The following is a 16,531-nucleotide window of genomic DNA, read 5'->3' as shown; positions in this document are numbered from 1 at the left end:
TTTCTTCGGGCCAGGGCGTAATCGGCTCAGCCCGTTTCAACGCGGACTGCACGCAGACCCTGGCGCGTACACAAAGTACGAGACAGGGGCGAGCACAGCCCGGGTTGAAAAAGGCAAGTAAGATAGCCCGATAGCGTTCACTACAGCCTCATCGGCATGACAACGTAAGCCGCACTTTGGCTGGCCGCATCTTCAATCTGTACACTCGAAACGGAGTCGGTCAGCAGAATGCGAACGTTCTCGCATTTAAGCGCGTTCAACACATCCAGCACATAGCTGACGTTAAAGCCGATTTCCATCTCAGTCCCGGCATAGGTGACGTCCAGAATCTCTTCTGCCTCTTCTTGCTCCGGGTTGTTGGCGGTGATTTTGATCTGATTTTCGCTCACATACAGACGCACCCCGCGGAATTTCTCGTTAGAGAGAATCGCGGCGCGGGCAAAGGCCTGCTTGAGGCTGTCGCAACCGGCTTCCAGCGTTTTGTCCGGATTCTTCGGCAATACGCGGCGATAATCCGGGAAACGACCGTCAACCAGCTTCGATGTGAAGACAAAATCACCCACGTGAGCACGGATGTTATTGCTGCCGATCTGCACGCGCAGTGGCGTATCACCACCGTCGAGCATACGCATCAGCTCAATCACCCCTTTACGCGGTACGATCACCGAATGGTTTGGCAGCGAGTCGCCAATGGGCATGGAACAGACTGCCAGTCGGTGACCGTCGGTAGCCACGGTACGCAGCTCTTCACCTTCGGTTTCGAACAGCATGCCGTTTAAGTAGTAACGAACGTCCTGATGCGCCATTGAGAACTGCGTGGCTTCAATCAGACGCTTCATCGTTGCCTGCGGCAGGGTGAATTCAACTTCACTCTGCCAGTCGTCCAGGTTCGGGAAGTCCGCGGCAGGCAGCGTGGAGAGCGAGAAACGGCTGCGGCCAGAGCGCACCAGCATACGGTCGCCTTCCAGCTGCACGGCAATTTCAGCGCCTTCCGGCAGCCCGCGGCAGATATCAAAGAATTTACGTGCCGGAACAGTGGTCGCGCCCGCTTCATGCGGCTGAGACAGCGTAACGCGCGCGATCATTTCCATTTCCAGATCTGTGCCGGTCAGCGACAGCGTACCGTCCGCGACCTGAAGCAGCAGGTTTCCGAGAATTGGCAGCGTTGGGCGGCCACCTAATGGGCCACTCACCTGTTGCAGCGGTTTTAATAAATGTTCACGTTCAACGGTAAATTTCATAGCGTCACGATGATAATGTTCTGATTAAATTGGAAAAATCTTCTTTTATGTCGTGGCTTTCTTCGCGTAACTGCTCAATCTTACGACAAGCGTGCAGCACGGTCGTATGGTCACGGCCACCAAACGCATCGCCGATCTCCGGCAGACTGTGGTTGGTTAACTCCTTTGCCAGCGCCATCGCCATCTGACGCGGACGCGCCACCGAGCGGGAACGACGTTTAGACAGCAAATCTGCCACTTTGATTTTGTAGTACTCGGCCACCGTCTTTTGAATATTGTCGATAGTGACCAATTTTTCCTGCAGTGCCAGCAAATCGCGCAGCGCTTCACGCACAAAATCGATGGTGATCGCACGGCCAGTGAAGTTGGCATTGGCAATCACGCGGTTCAGTGCCCCTTCAAGCTCACGGACGTTGGAGCGCAGACGCTTGGCAATAAAGAACGCCACTTCACCCGGCAGGCGAATGTCGTTTTCATCGGCTTTCTTCATCAGGATCGCGACGCGGGTTTCCAGTTCCGGTGGCTCGATCGCCACGGTCAGGCCCCAGCCAAAACGGGATTTCAGACGATCTTCAACGCCGTTGATCTCTTTTGGATAACGATCCGACGTCAAAATGATCTGCTGATTACCTTCCAGCAGCGCATTAAAGGTGTGGAAAAACTCTTCCTGGGATCGTTCTTTGTTGGCAAAGAACTGGATGTCATCGATAAGCAGTGCGTCAACAGAACGGTAGTAGCGTTTAAACTCTTCGATCGCATTGTTTTGCAGGGCTTTTACCATGTCCTGAACGAAGCGCTCGGAGTGCATATACACCACTTTCGCATTTGGCTTACGCGCCATAATGCCGTTGCCTACCGCATGCAGAAGGTGCGTTTTACCCAAACCCGTGCCGCCATAAAGGAACAGCGGGTTGTAGGCACCACCGGGGTTATCTGCAACCTGGCGTGCCGCCGCGCGCGCCAGCTGGTTCGATTTACCTTCAACGAAGTTATCGAACGTGTGTTTAACATTGACGTTAGAACGGTAGGTTTGCTCTGCCGGAGCAGGCACGTTGTCCCAGCCCGAACGGGTCGCCGGAAGGGCGCGCGGTGCCGGCGCGGGGGCTGCCTGAGCAGGTATTGCCACATTTACCGTTTCACGCACGGTCTGCGTGACCGGTTTTGTTCCCACTTCAAAGCGTAGCTGTGGCGCATCGGATCCGCAGAAATCATTCAGCAGTCCATTGATGTTATTAAGGTATTTATCCCTTACCCAATCGAGCACAAAACGGTTTGGCGCATACAAAGCCAGCGTGTTATCGCTCAGTTCCGCCTGCAAGGGGCGGATCCACATACTGAATTCTGTGGCTGGTAACTCATCCTGCAATCGGGCAAGACACTGCTGCCAAAGCGAAAGTGACACGGCGGACTCCACTCGAACAATAAAAGAAAACTATTGAATATTCATGATTGTTGGCGCACATCGACATGACCCTGTGCAAAAGGGTGATGTGCGAACCGCTATCTGCGGTTATACCCGGCCAGGATCGCTGGATCCCGATCGGGACCGCGGATCATAGCCTAAACTGAGCCAGAGATCTTCTGTTTCTCACAGATTCTTCCCGATTTATCCACAGGAAGATCGGAAACCGGGTAAGTGTAAACGATCCTGGGGCGAGTACCCTACGATTTAGCCCGCATATTGGAAAAATTAATGAGCACAGACAATTTCTTGCTTAAATGATCTAACGAAGATCCGGGACGATCCTTGCGCTTTGTTTGGGAGGCCGTATAATCCTCGACCCGGCGCGTGGTGCTCATCTTCCTGCGTCGTCCGTTGCTCATTTTCCACGCGAAAACGTGCGGAAATACGCGGGAAATAAGGAAAGAGAATTGACTCCGGAGTGTACAATTATTACAATCCGGCCTCTTTAATCACCCACGCTGAGGCGTTAGTCGTTCGAAACTCGTTCGGGTATACGCAAAAGTCAGTGAATTTATTCAAGTTTAGGTAGAAATCGCCATGAAACGCACTTTTCAACCGTCTGTACTGAAGCGCAACCGTTCTCACGGCTTCCGTGCTCGTATGGCTACTAAAAATGGTCGTCAGGTTCTGGCACGTCGTCGTGCTAAAGGCCGCGCTCGTCTGACCGTTTCCAAGTAATAAAGCTAACCCCTGAGTGGTTAAGCTAGCATTTCCCAGGGAGTTACGTTTGTTAACTCCCACTCATTTCACTTTCGTCTTCCAGCAGCCACAACGGGCTGGCACGCCGCAAATCACCATCCTCGGCCGCCTGAATTCGCTGGGGCATCCCCGCATCGGTCTTACTGTCGCCAAGAAAAACGTTAAGCGTGCGCATGAACGCAATCGGATTAAACGTCTGACGCGTGAAAGCTTCCGTTTACGTCAGCACGAACTGCCTTCAATGGATTTCGTGGTGGTGGCTAAAAAAGGGGTTGCCGACCTCGATAACCGTGCTCTCTCGGAAGCGTTGGAAAAATTATGGCGCCGCCATTGTCGCCTGGCTCGCGGGTCCTGATAGCCCTCATTCGGGTCTATCAACGCCTGATTAGTCCGCTACTCGGGCCGCACTGCCGTTTCACGCCAACATGCTCAAGCTACGGAATTGAGGCATTGCGCAGGTTTGGAGTGATAAAAGGCAGTTGGTTGACGGTGAAACGCGTATTAAAATGCCACCCTTTACACCCAGGTGGAGACGATCCCGTCCCGCCAGGACCCTTTGATACCAGAGAACACTAACGATGGATTCGCAACGCAATCTTCTTATCATCGCTTTGTTGTTCGTGTCTTTCATGATCTGGCAGGCATGGGAGCAGGATAAAAATCCTCAACCCCAGCAGCAGACCACGCAGACTACGACCACCGCAGCGGGTAGCGCCGCCGACCAGGGCGTACCGGCCAGTGGCCAGGGGAAACAGATTACGGTTAAGACCGATGTGCTTGAGCTGACTATCAACACCCGTGGTGGTGATGTTGAGCAGGCGCTGCTGTTGACCTACCCAAAAGAGCTGAAGTCTAACGAACCGTTCCAGTTACTGGAAACCACGCCTGAGTTTATCTACCAGGCCCAGAGCGGCCTGACCGGTCGTGATGGCCCGGATAACCCGGCTAACGGTGCGCGTCCACTGTACAACGTCGAGAAAGAGACCTTCGTACTGGCTGATGGTCAGAACGAAATCGCTATCCCGATGACCTACACCGACGCCGCGGGCAACACCTTCACCAAAACCTTCACCCTGAAACGCGGTGAATATGCGGTGAACGTGGGCTACAGCGTTCAGAACACCGGTGCGAAACCGCTGGAACTGTCGACCTTTGGTCAGCTGAAGCAGTCCATCAATCTGCCGTCTCACCGTGACACCGGAAGCAGCAACTTTGCGCTGCATACCTTCCGTGGCGCGGCGTACTCCACGCCTGATGCGAAGTACGAGAAATACAAATTCGACACTATTGCCGATAACGAAAACCTGAACGTCAGCGCTAAAGGCGGTTGGGTGGCAATGCTGCAGCAGTATTTCGCCACTGCGTGGGTGCCAACGAACGACGGTACTAACAACTTCTATACCGCGAACCTGGGTAACGGTCTTGCAGCCATTGGCTACAAATCTCAGCCGGTTCTGGTACAGCCGGGTCAAACCGGTAAGCTGGCAAGCACCCTGTGGGTCGGTCCGGAAATCCAGGACAAAATGGCTGCCGTTGCGCCGCACCTGGATCTGACCGTGGACTACGGCTGGTTGTGGTTCATCTCTCAGCCGCTGTTTAAGCTGCTGAAGTTCATCCACAGCTTCCTGGGTAACTGGGGCTTCTCCATCATCGTTATCACCTTCATCGTACGTGGCATCATGTACCCGCTGACTAAAGCGCAGTACACCTCCATGGCGAAGATGCGTATGCTGCAGCCGAAGATTCAGGCAATGCGTGAGCGTCTGGGCGATGACAAACAGCGTCAGAGCCAGGAGATGATGGCCCTGTATAAAGCAGAGAAAGTGAACCCACTGGGTGGTTGCTTCCCGCTGCTGATTCAGATGCCAATCTTCCTTGCACTGTACTACATGCTGATGGGTTCCGTTGAGCTGCGCCACGCGCCGTTCGCCCTGTGGATCCATGACCTGTCTGCACAGGACCCGTACTACATCCTGCCGATCCTGATGGGCGTAACGATGTTCTTCATCCAGAAGATGTCGCCGACCACCGTGACCGACCCGATGCAGCAGAAGATCATGACCTTTATGCCGGTCATCTTCACCGTGTTCTTCCTGTGGTTCCCGTCAGGTCTGGTGCTGTACTATATCGTCAGCAACCTGGTGACCATTATCCAGCAGCAGCTGATTTACCGTGGTCTGGAAAAACGTGGCCTGCATAGCCGCGAAAAGAAAAAGTCCTGATTCGGTAAGTTAACGCTAAAATAAGGGCGGTCGATTGACCGCCTTTTTTATTTGTATTGAACGAGACCAACCATGAGCCATAACGACACTATCGTCGCCCAGGCAACCCCACCGGGACGCGGTGGTGTAGGCATTCTGCGTATCTCCGGCCTGAAGGCCCGCGAGGTCGCCGAAGCGGTGCTGGGTAAACTGCCAAAGCCGCGCTACGCTGATTATCTGCCGTTTAAAGACACTGACGGCACGCCGCTGGACCAGGGCATTGCGCTGTGGTTCCCGGGCCCGAACTCCTTTACCGGAGAAGACGTACTGGAGCTGCAGGGCCACGGTGGCCCGGTCATTCTCGACCTGCTGTTAAAACGCATTCTGACGCTGCCGGGCCTGCGCATTGCAAAGCCAGGTGAGTTCTCCGAGCGTGCCTTCCTGAACGACAAGCTCGACCTCGCACAGGCAGAAGCAATTGCTGACCTGATCGACGCCAGCTCCGAGCAGGCAGCCCGCTCCGCACTGAACTCGCTTCAGGGCGCGTTCTCGGCGCGCGTGAATCATCTTGTGGAAGCACTTACTCACCTGCGCATCTATGTCGAAGCGGCTATCGATTTCCCGGATGAGGAGATCGACTTCCTCTCTGACGGTAAAATTGAAGCTCAACTCAATAGCGTGATGGCCGATCTCGACGCGGTGCGTGCCGAAGCACGTCAGGGTAGCCTGCTGCGCGAGGGGATGAAGGTCGTGATTGCGGGCCGCCCTAACGCCGGTAAATCGAGCCTGCTCAACGCCCTGGCGGGCCGTGAAGCGGCGATCGTCACCGACATCGCCGGTACCACCCGTGACGTGCTGCGTGAGCATATTCATATCGACGGTATGCCGCTGCACATCATCGACACGGCAGGTCTTCGCGACGCCAGTGACGAAGTAGAGCGCATCGGAATCGAACGTGCCTGGCAAGAGATTGAGCAGGCTGACCGCGTGCTGTTTATGGTGGACGGTACCACGACCGATGCCGTTGATCCGGCGGACATCTGGCCAGACTTTATTGCCCGCCTGCCGGCAAAACTGCCGATCACCGTGGTGCGTAACAAAGCGGATGTGACCGGCGAAACGCTGGGTATTAGTGAAGTGAATGGCCACTCACTTATTCGCCTGTCGGCCCGTACCGGTGAAGGCGTTGACGACCTGCGCAACCATCTCAAACAGAGCATGGGCTTTGATACCAGTATGGAAGGCGGCTTCCTTGCGCGCCGTCGTCACCTTCAGGCGCTGGAAGACGCGGCACGCCACCTCGATCAGGGGAAAGCGCAGCTGCTTGGCGCATGGGCGGGTGAACTGCTGGCGGAAGAGCTGCGTCTGGCGCAGCAAAATCTGAGTGAGATAACCGGCGAATTTACCTCGGACGATCTGCTGGGACGGATTTTCTCGAGCTTCTGTATCGGCAAGTAATTACCGCTGATGAAGGGTGATTTCCTCCCGGGAAATCACCTTTGTCCAAATGGCAACTCGCCTAATCCCTTTTATCCCCCTATTCTGCTTGCCTGCATCTATGGGGGGTTTATGGCTCGTTTTCTGTTTTGTAGTTTTGCGCTGGTTCTGCTTTATCCATCGGGTATTGATATGTATCTGGTGGGGCTGCCGCACATTGCCCGCGATCTGGGTGCCAGCGAGGCGCAGCTGCATATTGCGTTTTCGGCCTATCTCGCCGGGATGGCATCATCGATGGTATTTGCCGGGAAAATCGCGGACAAAGCGGGTCGTCAGCCCGTGGCCATTACCTGTGCCATCATCTTCGCGCTGGCGTCAATGCTCTGCTCCCTGGCCCAGGACAGTACCCTGTTCCTGACAGGGCGCTTTATCCAGGGGATAGGTGCCGGTGGCTGTTATGTGGTGGCCTTCGCCATCCTGCGCGATACCTTAAGCGCCCAGCGCCGTGCCAAAGTGCTTTCCATGCTCAACGGTATTACCTGCATCATTCCGGTGATGGCGCCAGTGGTGGGCTATCTGATCATGCTGAAATTCCCGTGGCAGAGCCTGTTCTGGACGATGGCGGCCATGGGTGCGCTGGTCTTTATCCTCTCGATCACGGTGCTGAAAGAGACCCATCCAGGCTCGCAAAACGCAGGCCATACGGCAACCCTTCATCCGGCCGAGACGCTGCTAAACCGCTTTTTCCTGAGTCGCCTGGCCATTACCACACTGAGCGTGGCGGTGATCCTGACGTATGTAAACGTTTCCCCGGTGTTGCTGATGGAGACCATGGGGTTTGATCGCGGTGAGTATTCCACCGTGATGGCACTCACCGCGATGGTCAGTATGGCCGTCTCGTTCTCGACGCCGTTCGCACTGAATATCTTCCGCCAGCGCACGCTCATGCTAACCTCTCAGGTGCTGTTCCTCGCTGCGGGGGGGATTCTGGCGACCACCAGCACACATGCGCTGATGCTGGTAGGGATTACGCTGATTTGCGCCGGCTTCTCTGTCGGCTTTGGCGTGGCGATGAGTCAGGCACTTGGCCCGTTCTCGCTGCGCGCGGGTGTGGCAAGCTCGGTGCTGGGTATTGCACAGGTCTGCGGTTCGTCGCTGTGGATATGGCTGGCGGCGGTCATCGGCCTTAATGCGCTCAATATGCTGATCGGGATTCTGATTGGTTGTAGCATGCTCTGCATCACCTTACTTATGGTCATCCAGCCCGCGGCCCATTATGAAGAAGCCAATCAGCAGTCTCGATCTTAACCTGTTGTTGTGCCTGCAGCTTTTGCTGCAGGAGCGCAGCGTAACCAAAGCCGCGAAACGGATGAACGTGACCCCGTCCGCGGTAAGTAAATCGCTGGCGAAACTGCGCGACTGGTTTGACGATCCGCTGTTTGTGAAAACACCGTTAGGCCTGCTGCCGACACCGCTGACGATGAGTCTGGAGCAGGATCTGGCCGACTGGATGCAGATTGGCAATCAGATCCTCGATAAATTCCATCATGACTCCCCGGGCGGGCTGACGTTCGTGCTGGCCGCGGAAACGCCTCTGATGCTGATCCGCTTTAATGCCCTGCTCGAGCAGGTCAATCAGCGCTATCCACAGGCCACGGTAAAGATGCGCCACTGGGATTACGACTCGGTGGATGCCATTACGCGCGGAGAAGTCGATCTTGGCTTCACGGGCCGTGAAACACATCCGCGCTCCCGCGAGCTGTTGAAGCTCATGCCGTGGTTTATCGACTACGAAATTTTGTTCAGCGACCGCCCCTGCGTCTATTTGCGCGAAGATCATCCGGCTCTTCAGGAAGAGTGGAACCTGGAGACTTTCCTGCGCTATCCGCATATCAGCATCTTCTGGGAACGCAGCGACACCTGGGCGCTTGATGAGGTGCTCAGAGAGATGGGACGTGAGCGTAATATCGCCATGAGCCTGCCCGGTTTCGAACAGTCGATGTTTATGGCGGCGCAGCCCGGCCATAACTACATCGCCACGGCGCCACACTACTGCCATCACTATAATCAACTCCACCAGCGTAAGCTGATCGCCCTGCCCATTCCCATTGATGAAGCCCTGGCTGAAAAACTGACCGTTCCTTTCACGCTGATCTGGCATAAACGAAACAGCCATAATCCGAAAATCCTCTGGCTCCGTGAGACAATCAAAGCGCTATATGCCGCTCCAGCGCTTATTTTAGCCTAAGAAAATGTAAAGTTGGGTCCTCAGGCTTCTCTTACTCCCATTTACTGATTAAAACAGAAGGCAAGTTAAGCGATAATCATGTAACCGTTTAACCGAATACGACCATTATCAAGGAGCGAAAAATGGCAACGCACTTTGCAAGAGGGATACTGACAGAGGGACATCTCGTATCGGCCAGAATTTCATCCGCGTGTCACCAGGAAGCACGTAAACTGCCGGAGCATCGCCGGACGCGGTTTTTGGCATCCCGCGCGCTTCTCGCTGAGCTGATGTTCATGCTGTACGGCACCAGTGAACTGCCGGATATTATCACCCAACCTGAAGGCCGCCCGGTCTTTGCCGACCCGGAGCTGCCGCGTTTCTCCATTGCCTATACGGGCAATATCATTGGCGTCGCGCTCACCACTGAAGGGGATTGCGGCCTGGACATGGAGCTTCAGCACGCAACGCGCGGCTTCCACGGCGCGAACCCACACGATGACTACCCGCTTTCCAGCAATGAAAAGCTGTGGGTGCGTAACCAGAACGATCCCATCGAGGCCAGAGCTCAGCTCATTACCTTACGCCAGAGCATTCGAAAGCTCTGTGGCCGTGCATCAGACGACGCCAGCCTGCTGCAATTGCTTCCAGGCTCCGGACGCCTGCGTTCCGCTAAAGCCACGCTGGTAGAGGCGCTCAGCGATGCCGAAGACGTACTGATTTGGTCCATCGCGGTGACCCCCGCCATCGAACGATTGAAAATCTGGGAATTTGACAGTCAACACGGATGGAGTAGCCTTCCGGATGTGCCCGAGCGAGCCAACGAACCCGCCGCGCGCCTGATGAGATTAACCAGTTTACCGGCAGAAAAAGCATATACCCTTAGCTGATCCATTCAGGGTCATCATGATGAAACAGGAGTAATCATGTCTGATACGTTGAAAGTTGTTACGTTACTGGGAAGCCTGCGCAAAGGTTCATTTAACGGGATGGTTGCCCGCACGCTGCCTCAGCTGGCACCGGCAGGTATGGACATTAGCGCCCTGCCATCGATTGGCGACATTCCGCTTTACGATGCGGATGTGCAGCAGGAAGAAGGGTTTCCACAGAGCGTAGAAGCGCTTGCAGAGCAGATCCGCCAGGCAGACGGCGTGGTCATTGTTACGCCTGAATATAACTACTCCGTTCCGGGTGGCCTGAAGAACGCCATTGACTGGTTATCCCGTCTCCCGGAGCAGCCGCTGTCGGGTAAACCGGTGCTGATCCAGACCAGCTCTATGGGCGCGATTGGCGGGGCACGCTGCCAGTACCATCTGCGTCAGATCCTGGTCTTCCTGGATGCGATGGTAATGAACAAACCGGAATTTATGGGGGGCGTGATTCAGAACAAGGTCGACCCGCAGACGGGTGAAGTGGTGGATCAAAGTACGCGTGACCATCTTTCTGGCCAGCTGACCGCGTTTGGTGATTATATTAAGCGAGTGAAAGCTTAAACGTAGCCTGACACCCTCACTCTGGCCCTCTCCCACCGGGAGAGGGCGCAAACACAAAAGCCCTTTTCGACGAAAAGGGCTTTCTGTTTATTTGGCATCAATAAAAACAATCTTCAGCACAAACAGCAGCGCCACAATGATGACGCACGGGCTGAGGTCGCGGAAGCGACCGGTACCAATCTTCATGACGCAGTAGGAGATAAAGCCCAGCGCGATACCTTCGGTGATCGAGAAGCTAAACGGCATCATCACCGCGGTAATAAACGCAGGCACCGCTTCGGTTAAATCATCCCACTTCACGCGCGACAGGCTGGAGGTCATTAACACCCCCACGTAGATCAGCGCGCCGGCTGCCGCATACGGAGGCACCATGCCCGCCAGCGGCGACAGGAAGATCACCAGCAGGAACAGGATACCCACCACAACCGCCGTCAGACCGGTACGGCCACCCACAGAGACACCTGAAGAGGATTCAATGTAAGCGGTAACAGAAGATGTACCGATAAACGCGCCGGTGACAGAGGAGACACTGTCAACAAACAGCGCCTGCTTCATGCGCGGGAATTTCCCATTCTCATCCGCCAGGCCGGCTTTGTCGGTCACGCCAATCAGCGTACCGGAGGAGTCAAACAGGTTAACCAGCATGAAGGAGAAAATCACGCCCGCCAGACCCAGGTTCAGGGAGCCTGCCAGATCGACGTGCCCAATGACGGTAGACACGCTCGGTGGCGCGGAGACAATCCCTTTGTACTGCACATCGCCCAGCATCCAGCCCAGTAGCGTGGTGACCACGATGGAAACCAGCACGGCCGCATGAATATTGCGCGAGGCCAGGATAGCGATGATAAAGAAGCCCAGCACGCCCAGCAGCACGTTGTGCGAGGTCAGGTGACCGATGCTCACCAGCGTGTCCGGGTTAGCCACGATAACGCCTGCGTTTTTCAGACCCATCATGCCGATAAACAGACCAATACCGCTGGTAATGCCCACGCGCAGGCTCACCGGAATATTGGCTATCATCCAGTAACGTACGCGGAAAATGGTCAGCAACAGCAGGCCAACCGCGCCCCAGAAGATAGCGCCCATGCCGACCTGCCATGGCAGACCCATCGCCTGGACGACCACGAACGCGAAGAAAGCGTTCAGACCCATTGCCGGGGCCAGCGCCACGGGCAGGTTAGCGAACACCCCCATCAGGATACTGCCCAGCGCAGCGATCAGACAGGTGGTCACGAAGACGGCGCTGGTGTCCATGCCAGCAACGCCCAGAATTTGTGGGTTAACAAAAACGATATAGACCATCGTCAGGAAGGTGGTGAAACCGGCGATCACTTCGGTGCGTGCCGTTGTGCCGTGCTCACGCAGTTTAAACACGCGCTCAAGCAGACCCTGACCAGATGTCTGGGTAGTGTGTTGTTGACTCATCATCAATTTCCGAACAAGGAGGGAAAATTCGTCGCTATCCTATACCAAAATGCGACAATAGTGGCGGTTACAAGATACTTTTTTCATTGATTTTGCTTATACGGCAACGATTGCGTCTCATTAAACTGCCGTACGTAAACGTTAAACTTGTAAAAAGGGAAAGGCATGTCCGGAATTGAAGCGGTATTTTTCGACTGCGACGGTACGCTGGTCGACAGTGAGGTCATTTGTTCCCGCGCGTATGTGACCATGTTCAGGGAATTTGGCATTACGCTGGATCTCGAAGAGGTGTTTAAACGCTTTAAAGGCGTGAAGCTCTACGAGATCATCGACATCATTAACGAAGAGCACGGTGTGGATCTGGCGAAAGCAGATCTGGAGCCGGTCTACCGCGCCGAGGTCGCACGCCTCTTCGACTCCGAGCTGGAGGTCATTGCCGGGGCGAATGCGCTTCTGGATGCGATGACGGTGCCCATCTGCGTGGTCTCGAACGGTCCGGTCAGCAAAATGCAGCACTCGCTGGGTAAGCTTGAAATGTTGCACCACTTCCCGGAAAAACTGTTCAGCGGCTACGATATCCAGCGCTGGAAGCCAGACCCGGCGTTGATGTTCCATGCAGCAAAAGCGATGAACGTTAACGTGGCGAACTGCATTCTGGTGGATGACTCTTCTGCGGGAGCGCAGTCGGGGATTGATGCGGGTATGGAGGTGTTTTACTTCTGCGCCGATCCGCACAACAAACCGATCGATCATCCAAAAGTGACGACCTTCACCGATCTGGCGCAGCTGCCAGAATTGTGGAAGGCTCGCGGGTGGAATATTACTCGCTGAAAAAAAGCCGGATAGCGCTGACGCTTATCCGGCCTATAAGGTTCGCAGGCCCGGTAAGCGCAGCAGCACCGGGCATGTTAGCGCATCACTCTTTCGGATCTTTACCCGCCAGCAGCTTGTCCAGCTCATCGCCGCCAACGTGACGGAAATCCTGTCCTTTCACGAAGTAGAAGATGTATTCGCAAATGTTCTGGCAACGGTCACCGATACGCTCTATTGAACGCGCGCAGAACAGCGCGGTCAGGACGCTTGGGATCGTACGGGAGTCTTCCATCATGTAGGTCATCAGCTGACGCACGATGCCTTCATACTCCTGGTCGACCTTCTTGTCTTCACGGTAGATACGTACCGCTTCGTCCAGATCCATTCGCGCAAAGGCATCCAGTACGTCATGCAGCATCTGCACGGTATGACGACCCAGCGACTCGAGGCTCACCAGCAGTGGCTGGTGCTGCTGAGAGAATTTCTCCAGCGCGGTGCGGCAGATTTTATCTGCAACGTCACCAATACGCTCCAGCTCGGCGATGGTTTTGATGATCGCCATAACCAGACGCAGGTCGCTCGCCGTTGGCTGACGCTTGGCGATAATACGCACGCAGGCTTCATCAATGGCGACTTCCATCATATTGACGTTTTTATCACCTTCGATAACGCGCTTTGCCAGCTCGCTGTCCTGGTTGTGCATCGCGGTAATGGCATCGGAAAGCTGCTGCTCAACCATGCCACCCATGGTCATCACCTGAGTGCGAATACTTTCCAGCTCTGCGTTGAACTGGCCTGAAATGTGTTTGTTAAGATTGAGATTGTCCATAGCGCGCTCCTGAATCAACCGTAACGACCGGTGATATAGTCTTCTGTTTGCTTTTTAGCGGGCTTGGTGAACAGATCGTCCGTATTACTGAACTCAATCAACTCGCCCAGGTACATAAACGCCGTGTAATCGGAACAACGCGCAGCCTGCTGCATGTTGTGGGTCACGATAACCACGGTGTAATCCTGCTTCAGCTCGGTGATCAACTCTTCAATACGGCCGGTTGAGATCGGGTCCAGAGCTGAACACGGCTCATCCAGCAACAACACTTCCGGGCGAATGGCGATACCACGCGCAATGCACAGACGCTGCTGCTGACCACCGGAGAGAGAGTAACCGCTCTGGTGCAACTTATCTTTGGTTTCGTTCCATAATGCGGCCTTGGTCAAAGCCCACTGAACGCGCTCATCCATATCCGTACGGGAGAGCTTTTCAAACAGACGTACGCCAAAGGCGATGTTGTCATAGATGGACATCGGGAACGGCGTCGGTTTCTGGAACACCATCCCGACTTTCGCACGCAGCAGGGCGATATCCTGGCTGTTGGTCAGAATGTTATCGCCGTCCAGGATGATTTCACCTTCGGCACGCTGCTCCGGATAGAGCGAATACATTTTGTTAAAGGTACGCAGCAGCGTGGATTTACCACAGCCAGACGGACCGATAAATGCCGTGACCTGGTTCCTGGCGATATCCAGGTTGATGTTCTTCAGGGCATGGAATTTGCCGTAGTAGAAGTTCAAATCACGAACCTGAATCTTACCCGGGGCAGTATCAACCATACTCATTGACTCATTTCCTCATTCGGCGCCGCGATCTGCCGCGCCGTAAAAATTTAACCGTGTTTCTGCTTCGCGAAAATGACGCGCGCCAGAATGTTCAGCAACAGTACGCAAAGGGTAATGATCAGCACCCCGGCCCAGGCCAGCTGCTGCCATTCCGCGAATGGGCTCATCGCAAATTTAAAAATCGTCACCGGCAGGTTGGCGATCGGCTGCATCATGTCCGTACTCCAGAACTGGTTGGAGAGGGCAGTAAACAGCAGCGGCGCCGTTTCGCCTGCAATACGGGCAATGGCCAGCAGGATACCGGTCATGATCCCGGAGACGGAGGCTTTCAGCGTAATCGCGGAGATCATTTTCCACTTCGGCGTGCCCAGCGCGTAAGCCGCTTCACGCAGGCTATCCGGCACCAGTTTCAGCATGTTCTCGGTGGTACGAATGACGATAGGTACCTGCAGCAGCGCCAGCGCAATCACGCCGGCCCAGCCGGAGAAGTGTTCCATTTGCGCCACCACAATGGTGTAAACAAACAGACCGACCACGATAGACGGCGCAGACAGCAGGATGTCGTTAATGAAACGAATCACCTCTGCCAGCCAGGATTTACGCCCGTACTCCGCCAGATAAATCCCCGCCATAATGCCAAGCGGTGTACCAACTACCGTCGCCCAGAGGATCAGCAAACCGCTTCCCGCCAGGGCATTCGCCAGGCCGCCGCCCGCCGTATTTGGCGGCGGCGTCATCTCGGTGAACAGTGACAGCGACATCCCGTCGATGCCGCGTACAACGGTCGAGAACAGGATCCAGACCAGCCAGAACAGACCGAACGCCATCGTTGCCATTGAGAGCGTCAACGCAACGCGGTTTTTGAAACGACGCTTCGCCTGCATTTTGCGACGGGATTCCGCCAGCGCAGTGGTGCTTTGCATTTCGAGAGTTGCCATTAGCGTGCCCCCTCATTTTTTGCGAGACGCAGGATCATCAGCTTGGAGATCGCCAGCACAATGAAGGTAATCACAAACAGGATCAGGCCCAGTTCCATCAGCGCCGCGACGTGCAGCCCGGATTCCGCTTCGGCAAATTCATTCGCCAGTGCGGAAGTAATACTGTTACCCGGCATGTAGAGGGATGCGCTGTCGAGCTGGTAGGTGTTACCGATAATAAAGGTCACCGCCATGGTTTCACCCAAAGCACGGCCTAACCCCAGCATGACGCCGCCAATCACCCCATTTTTGGTGAACGGAAGGACGATGCGCCAGATAACTTCCCAGGTGGTGCAGCCGATGCCGTAGGCCGACTCTTTCATCATCACCGGGGTTTGTTCGAAGACATCGCGCATTACCGCCGCAATGTACGGAATAATCATAATGGCGAGGATCACCCCCGCAGCCAGAATACCGATACCGAAAGCCGGGCCAGAGAACAGGGTGCCGACAAACGGAATGGCGGAGAGAACATTCCCCACCGGTTCCTGGAAGTACGTTGCGAACAGGGGAGCAAAGATAAACAGGCCCCACATGCCGTACACGATACTTGGAATAGCGGCCAGCAGTTCAATGGCGATACCCAGTGGACGACGCAACCATCCCGGCGCCAGTTCCGTCAGGAACAGGGCAATACCAAAGCTCACCGGCACCGCAATCAGCAGGGCGATAAACGACGTCACCAGCGTGCCGTAAATCGGCACCAGCGCACCGTAGATATCGTTCGGCGCATCCCACTCTTTGGTCCACAGGAAAGAGAAACCGAATTTCTGGATGCTCGGCCAGGAGGAGAAAATCAGGGACACGATAATGCCGCCCAGCAGCAATAGCACAATCAGCGCAGCCAGTTTGACCAGCGCGCTGAAAATCATGTCACCTTTTTTACCCGGAGGGTTAAATGCAGGCTTTGTTGCAGCCATAAATCACTCTTCTGTT

General features: G+C 55.1%; 17 protein-coding genes. 10 read left to right on the top strand and 7 right to left on the bottom strand.

The features are described from left to right. Positions 1–140 precede the first annotated feature (140 nt). Together dnaN and dnaA are read right to left on the bottom strand one after the other, a co-directional pair. Positions 141–1,241 carry a DNA polymerase III subunit beta gene (dnaN, locus tag AB6731_RS17190; protein WP_014167956.1) on the bottom strand — a complete coding sequence of 367 codons (1,101 nt, stop codon included), beginning with the start codon at positions 1,239–1,241 and terminating at the stop codon, positions 141–143. 4 nt (positions 1,242–1,245) lie between these two features. After that, entirely contained in the window at positions 1,246–2,643 is a 1,398-nt protein-coding gene (gene dnaA / locus AB6731_RS17185; RefSeq protein WP_020882755.1) for a chromosomal replication initiator protein DnaA, read from the bottom strand. 600 nt (positions 2,644–3,243) lie between these two features. Between dnaA and rpmH the strand changes: the two genes are divergently transcribed. The 9 genes from rpmH to AB6731_RS17140 all read left to right on the top strand — a co-directional run bounded on the left by rpmH (position 3,244) and on the right by AB6731_RS17140 (position 10,763). Beyond that, positions 3,244–3,384, top strand: coding sequence for a 50S ribosomal protein L34 (rpmH, locus tag AB6731_RS17180; protein WP_000831330.1), 141 nt, complete (start codon positions 3,244–3,246; stop codon positions 3,382–3,384). A gap of 16 nt (positions 3,385–3,400) precedes the next feature. Next, positions 3,401–3,760 carry a ribonuclease P protein component gene (rnpA, locus tag AB6731_RS17175; protein WP_014172301.1) on the top strand — a complete coding sequence of 120 codons (360 nt, stop codon included), beginning with the start codon at positions 3,401–3,403 and terminating at the stop codon, positions 3,758–3,760. Then, entirely contained in the window at positions 3,724–3,981 is a 258-nt protein-coding gene (gene yidD / locus AB6731_RS17170) for a membrane protein insertion efficiency factor YidD (protein ID WP_001307474.1), read from the top strand. Before rnpA ends, yidD begins: the two co-directional genes overlap by 37 nt. Positions 3,982–3,983: 2 nt before the next feature. Then, on the top strand, positions 3,984–5,627 hold the full coding sequence (gene yidC / locus AB6731_RS17165; RefSeq protein WP_014172300.1) for a membrane protein insertase YidC: 1,644 nt from the start codon (positions 3,984–3,986) through the stop codon (positions 5,625–5,627). A gap of 72 nt (positions 5,628–5,699) precedes the next feature. Beyond that, the gene (mnmE, locus tag AB6731_RS17160; RefSeq protein WP_014172299.1) at positions 5,700–7,064 is read left to right on the top strand and encodes a tRNA uridine-5-carboxymethylaminomethyl(34) synthesis GTPase MnmE; all 1,365 of its coding nucleotides are present in this window, start codon (positions 5,700–5,702) and stop codon (positions 7,062–7,064) included. Positions 7,065–7,175: 111 nt separating this feature from the next. After that, complete coding sequence (locus AB6731_RS17155; protein WP_020882757.1) at positions 7,176–8,351, top strand: MFS transporter; 1,176 nt, start codon at positions 7,176–7,178, stop codon at positions 8,349–8,351. Then, the gene (yidZ, locus tag AB6731_RS17150) at positions 8,320–9,291 is read left to right on the top strand and encodes an HTH-type transcriptional regulator YidZ (protein ID WP_371006593.1); all 972 of its coding nucleotides are present in this window, start codon (positions 8,320–8,322) and stop codon (positions 9,289–9,291) included. The genes AB6731_RS17155 and yidZ overlap by 32 nt, the downstream gene beginning before the upstream one ends. 122 nt (positions 9,292–9,413) lie before the next feature. Continuing rightward, positions 9,414–10,160 (top strand): 4'-phosphopantetheinyl transferase superfamily protein, encoded by a 747-nt coding sequence (locus AB6731_RS17145; protein ID WP_371006592.1) that lies wholly within the window; start codon positions 9,414–9,416, stop codon positions 10,158–10,160. 36 nt (positions 10,161–10,196) lie between these two features. After that, positions 10,197–10,763: an NADPH-dependent FMN reductase gene (locus AB6731_RS17140; RefSeq protein WP_020882759.1), complete on the top strand. Its 567-nt coding sequence runs from the start codon at positions 10,197–10,199 to the stop codon at positions 10,761–10,763. 87 nt (positions 10,764–10,850) lie between these two features. On the opposite strand, the gene AB6731_RS17135 is transcribed toward AB6731_RS17140, so the two are convergent. Then, complete coding sequence (locus tag AB6731_RS17135) at positions 10,851–12,188, bottom strand: NCS2 family permease (protein ID WP_138614807.1); 1,338 nt, start codon at positions 12,186–12,188, stop codon at positions 10,851–10,853. Between the two features lie 165 nt (positions 12,189–12,353). On the opposite strand from AB6731_RS17135, the gene yieH reads away from it, so the two are divergent. Continuing rightward, a complete protein-coding gene (gene yieH / locus AB6731_RS17130; protein ID WP_014172293.1) occupies positions 12,354–13,019 on the top strand; it encodes a 6-phosphogluconate phosphatase in 666 nt (221 codons plus the stop codon). Between the two features lie 85 nt (positions 13,020–13,104). Here the strand turns inward: yieH and phoU are convergent, their stop codons facing one another. From phoU to pstC, 4 genes are read right to left on the bottom strand one after another with little or no spacing between them, the layout of a single operon-like run. Then, a complete protein-coding gene (phoU, locus tag AB6731_RS17125; RefSeq protein ID WP_008500182.1) occupies positions 13,105–13,830 on the bottom strand; it encodes a phosphate signaling complex protein PhoU in 726 nt (241 codons plus the stop codon). A 14-nt stretch (positions 13,831–13,844) separates the two neighbouring features. Further along, the gene (gene pstB, locus AB6731_RS17120) at positions 13,845–14,618 is read right to left on the bottom strand and encodes a phosphate ABC transporter ATP-binding protein PstB (protein WP_014172291.1); all 774 of its coding nucleotides are present in this window, start codon (positions 14,616–14,618) and stop codon (positions 13,845–13,847) included. Positions 14,619–14,665: 47 nt separating this feature from the next. Beyond that, complete coding sequence (gene pstA, locus AB6731_RS17115) at positions 14,666–15,556, bottom strand: phosphate ABC transporter permease PstA (protein ID WP_014172289.1); 891 nt, start codon at positions 15,554–15,556, stop codon at positions 14,666–14,668. Beyond that, positions 15,556–16,515, bottom strand: coding sequence for a phosphate ABC transporter permease PstC (gene pstC / locus AB6731_RS17110; protein ID WP_014172288.1), 960 nt, complete (start codon positions 16,513–16,515; stop codon positions 15,556–15,558). Before pstC ends, pstA begins: the two co-directional genes overlap by 1 nt. Positions 16,516–16,531: the final 16 nt, after the last annotated feature.

Source organism: Enterobacter sp. RCC_40 (assembly GCF_041360735.1).
GTDB classification, from domain to species: domain Bacteria; phylum Pseudomonadota; class Gammaproteobacteria; order Enterobacterales; family Enterobacteriaceae; genus Enterobacter; species Enterobacter ludwigii.
Note: the sequence above shows the minus strand (reverse complement) of the source record. Positions and strands in the feature narration are given on the sequence as shown.

What these genes read in the sequence shown, in the direction of transcription:
- pstC (WP_014172288.1), bottom strand. Translation starts at nt 16,515, where the DNA reads ATGGCTGCAACAAAGCCTGCATTTAACCCTCCGGGTAAAAAAGGTGAC.
- yidC (WP_014172300.1), top strand. Translation starts at nt 3,984, where the DNA reads ATGGATTCGCAACGCAATCTTCTTATCATCGCTTTGTTGTTCGTGTCT.
- AB6731_RS17155 (WP_020882757.1), top strand. Translation starts at nt 7,176, where the DNA reads ATGGCTCGTTTTCTGTTTTGTAGTTTTGCGCTGGTTCTGCTTTATCCA.
- yieH (WP_014172293.1), top strand. Translation starts at nt 12,354, where the DNA reads ATGTCCGGAATTGAAGCGGTATTTTTCGACTGCGACGGTACGCTGGTC.
- pstA (WP_014172289.1), bottom strand. Translation starts at nt 15,556, where the DNA reads ATGGCAACTCTCGAAATGCAAAGCACCACTGCGCTGGCGGAATCCCGT.
- mnmE (WP_014172299.1), top strand. Translation starts at nt 5,700, where the DNA reads ATGAGCCATAACGACACTATCGTCGCCCAGGCAACCCCACCGGGACGC.
- yidZ (WP_371006593.1), top strand. Translation starts at nt 8,320, where the DNA reads ATGAAGAAGCCAATCAGCAGTCTCGATCTTAACCTGTTGTTGTGCCTG.
- AB6731_RS17140 (WP_020882759.1), top strand. Translation starts at nt 10,197, where the DNA reads ATGTCTGATACGTTGAAAGTTGTTACGTTACTGGGAAGCCTGCGCAAA.
- AB6731_RS17145 (WP_371006592.1), top strand. Translation starts at nt 9,414, where the DNA reads ATGGCAACGCACTTTGCAAGAGGGATACTGACAGAGGGACATCTCGTA.
- phoU (WP_008500182.1), bottom strand. Translation starts at nt 13,830, where the DNA reads ATGGACAATCTCAATCTTAACAAACACATTTCAGGCCAGTTCAACGCA.
- yidD (WP_001307474.1), top strand. Translation starts at nt 3,724, where the DNA reads ATGGCGCCGCCATTGTCGCCTGGCTCGCGGGTCCTGATAGCCCTCATT.
- pstB (WP_014172291.1), bottom strand. Translation starts at nt 14,618, where the DNA reads ATGAGTATGGTTGATACTGCCCCGGGTAAGATTCAGGTTCGTGATTTG.
- rpmH (WP_000831330.1), top strand. Translation starts at nt 3,244, where the DNA reads ATGAAACGCACTTTTCAACCGTCTGTACTGAAGCGCAACCGTTCTCAC.
- AB6731_RS17135 (WP_138614807.1), bottom strand. Translation starts at nt 12,188, where the DNA reads ATGAGTCAACAACACACTACCCAGACATCTGGTCAGGGTCTGCTTGAG.
- dnaN (WP_014167956.1), bottom strand. Translation starts at nt 1,241, where the DNA reads ATGAAATTTACCGTTGAACGTGAACATTTATTAAAACCGCTGCAACAG.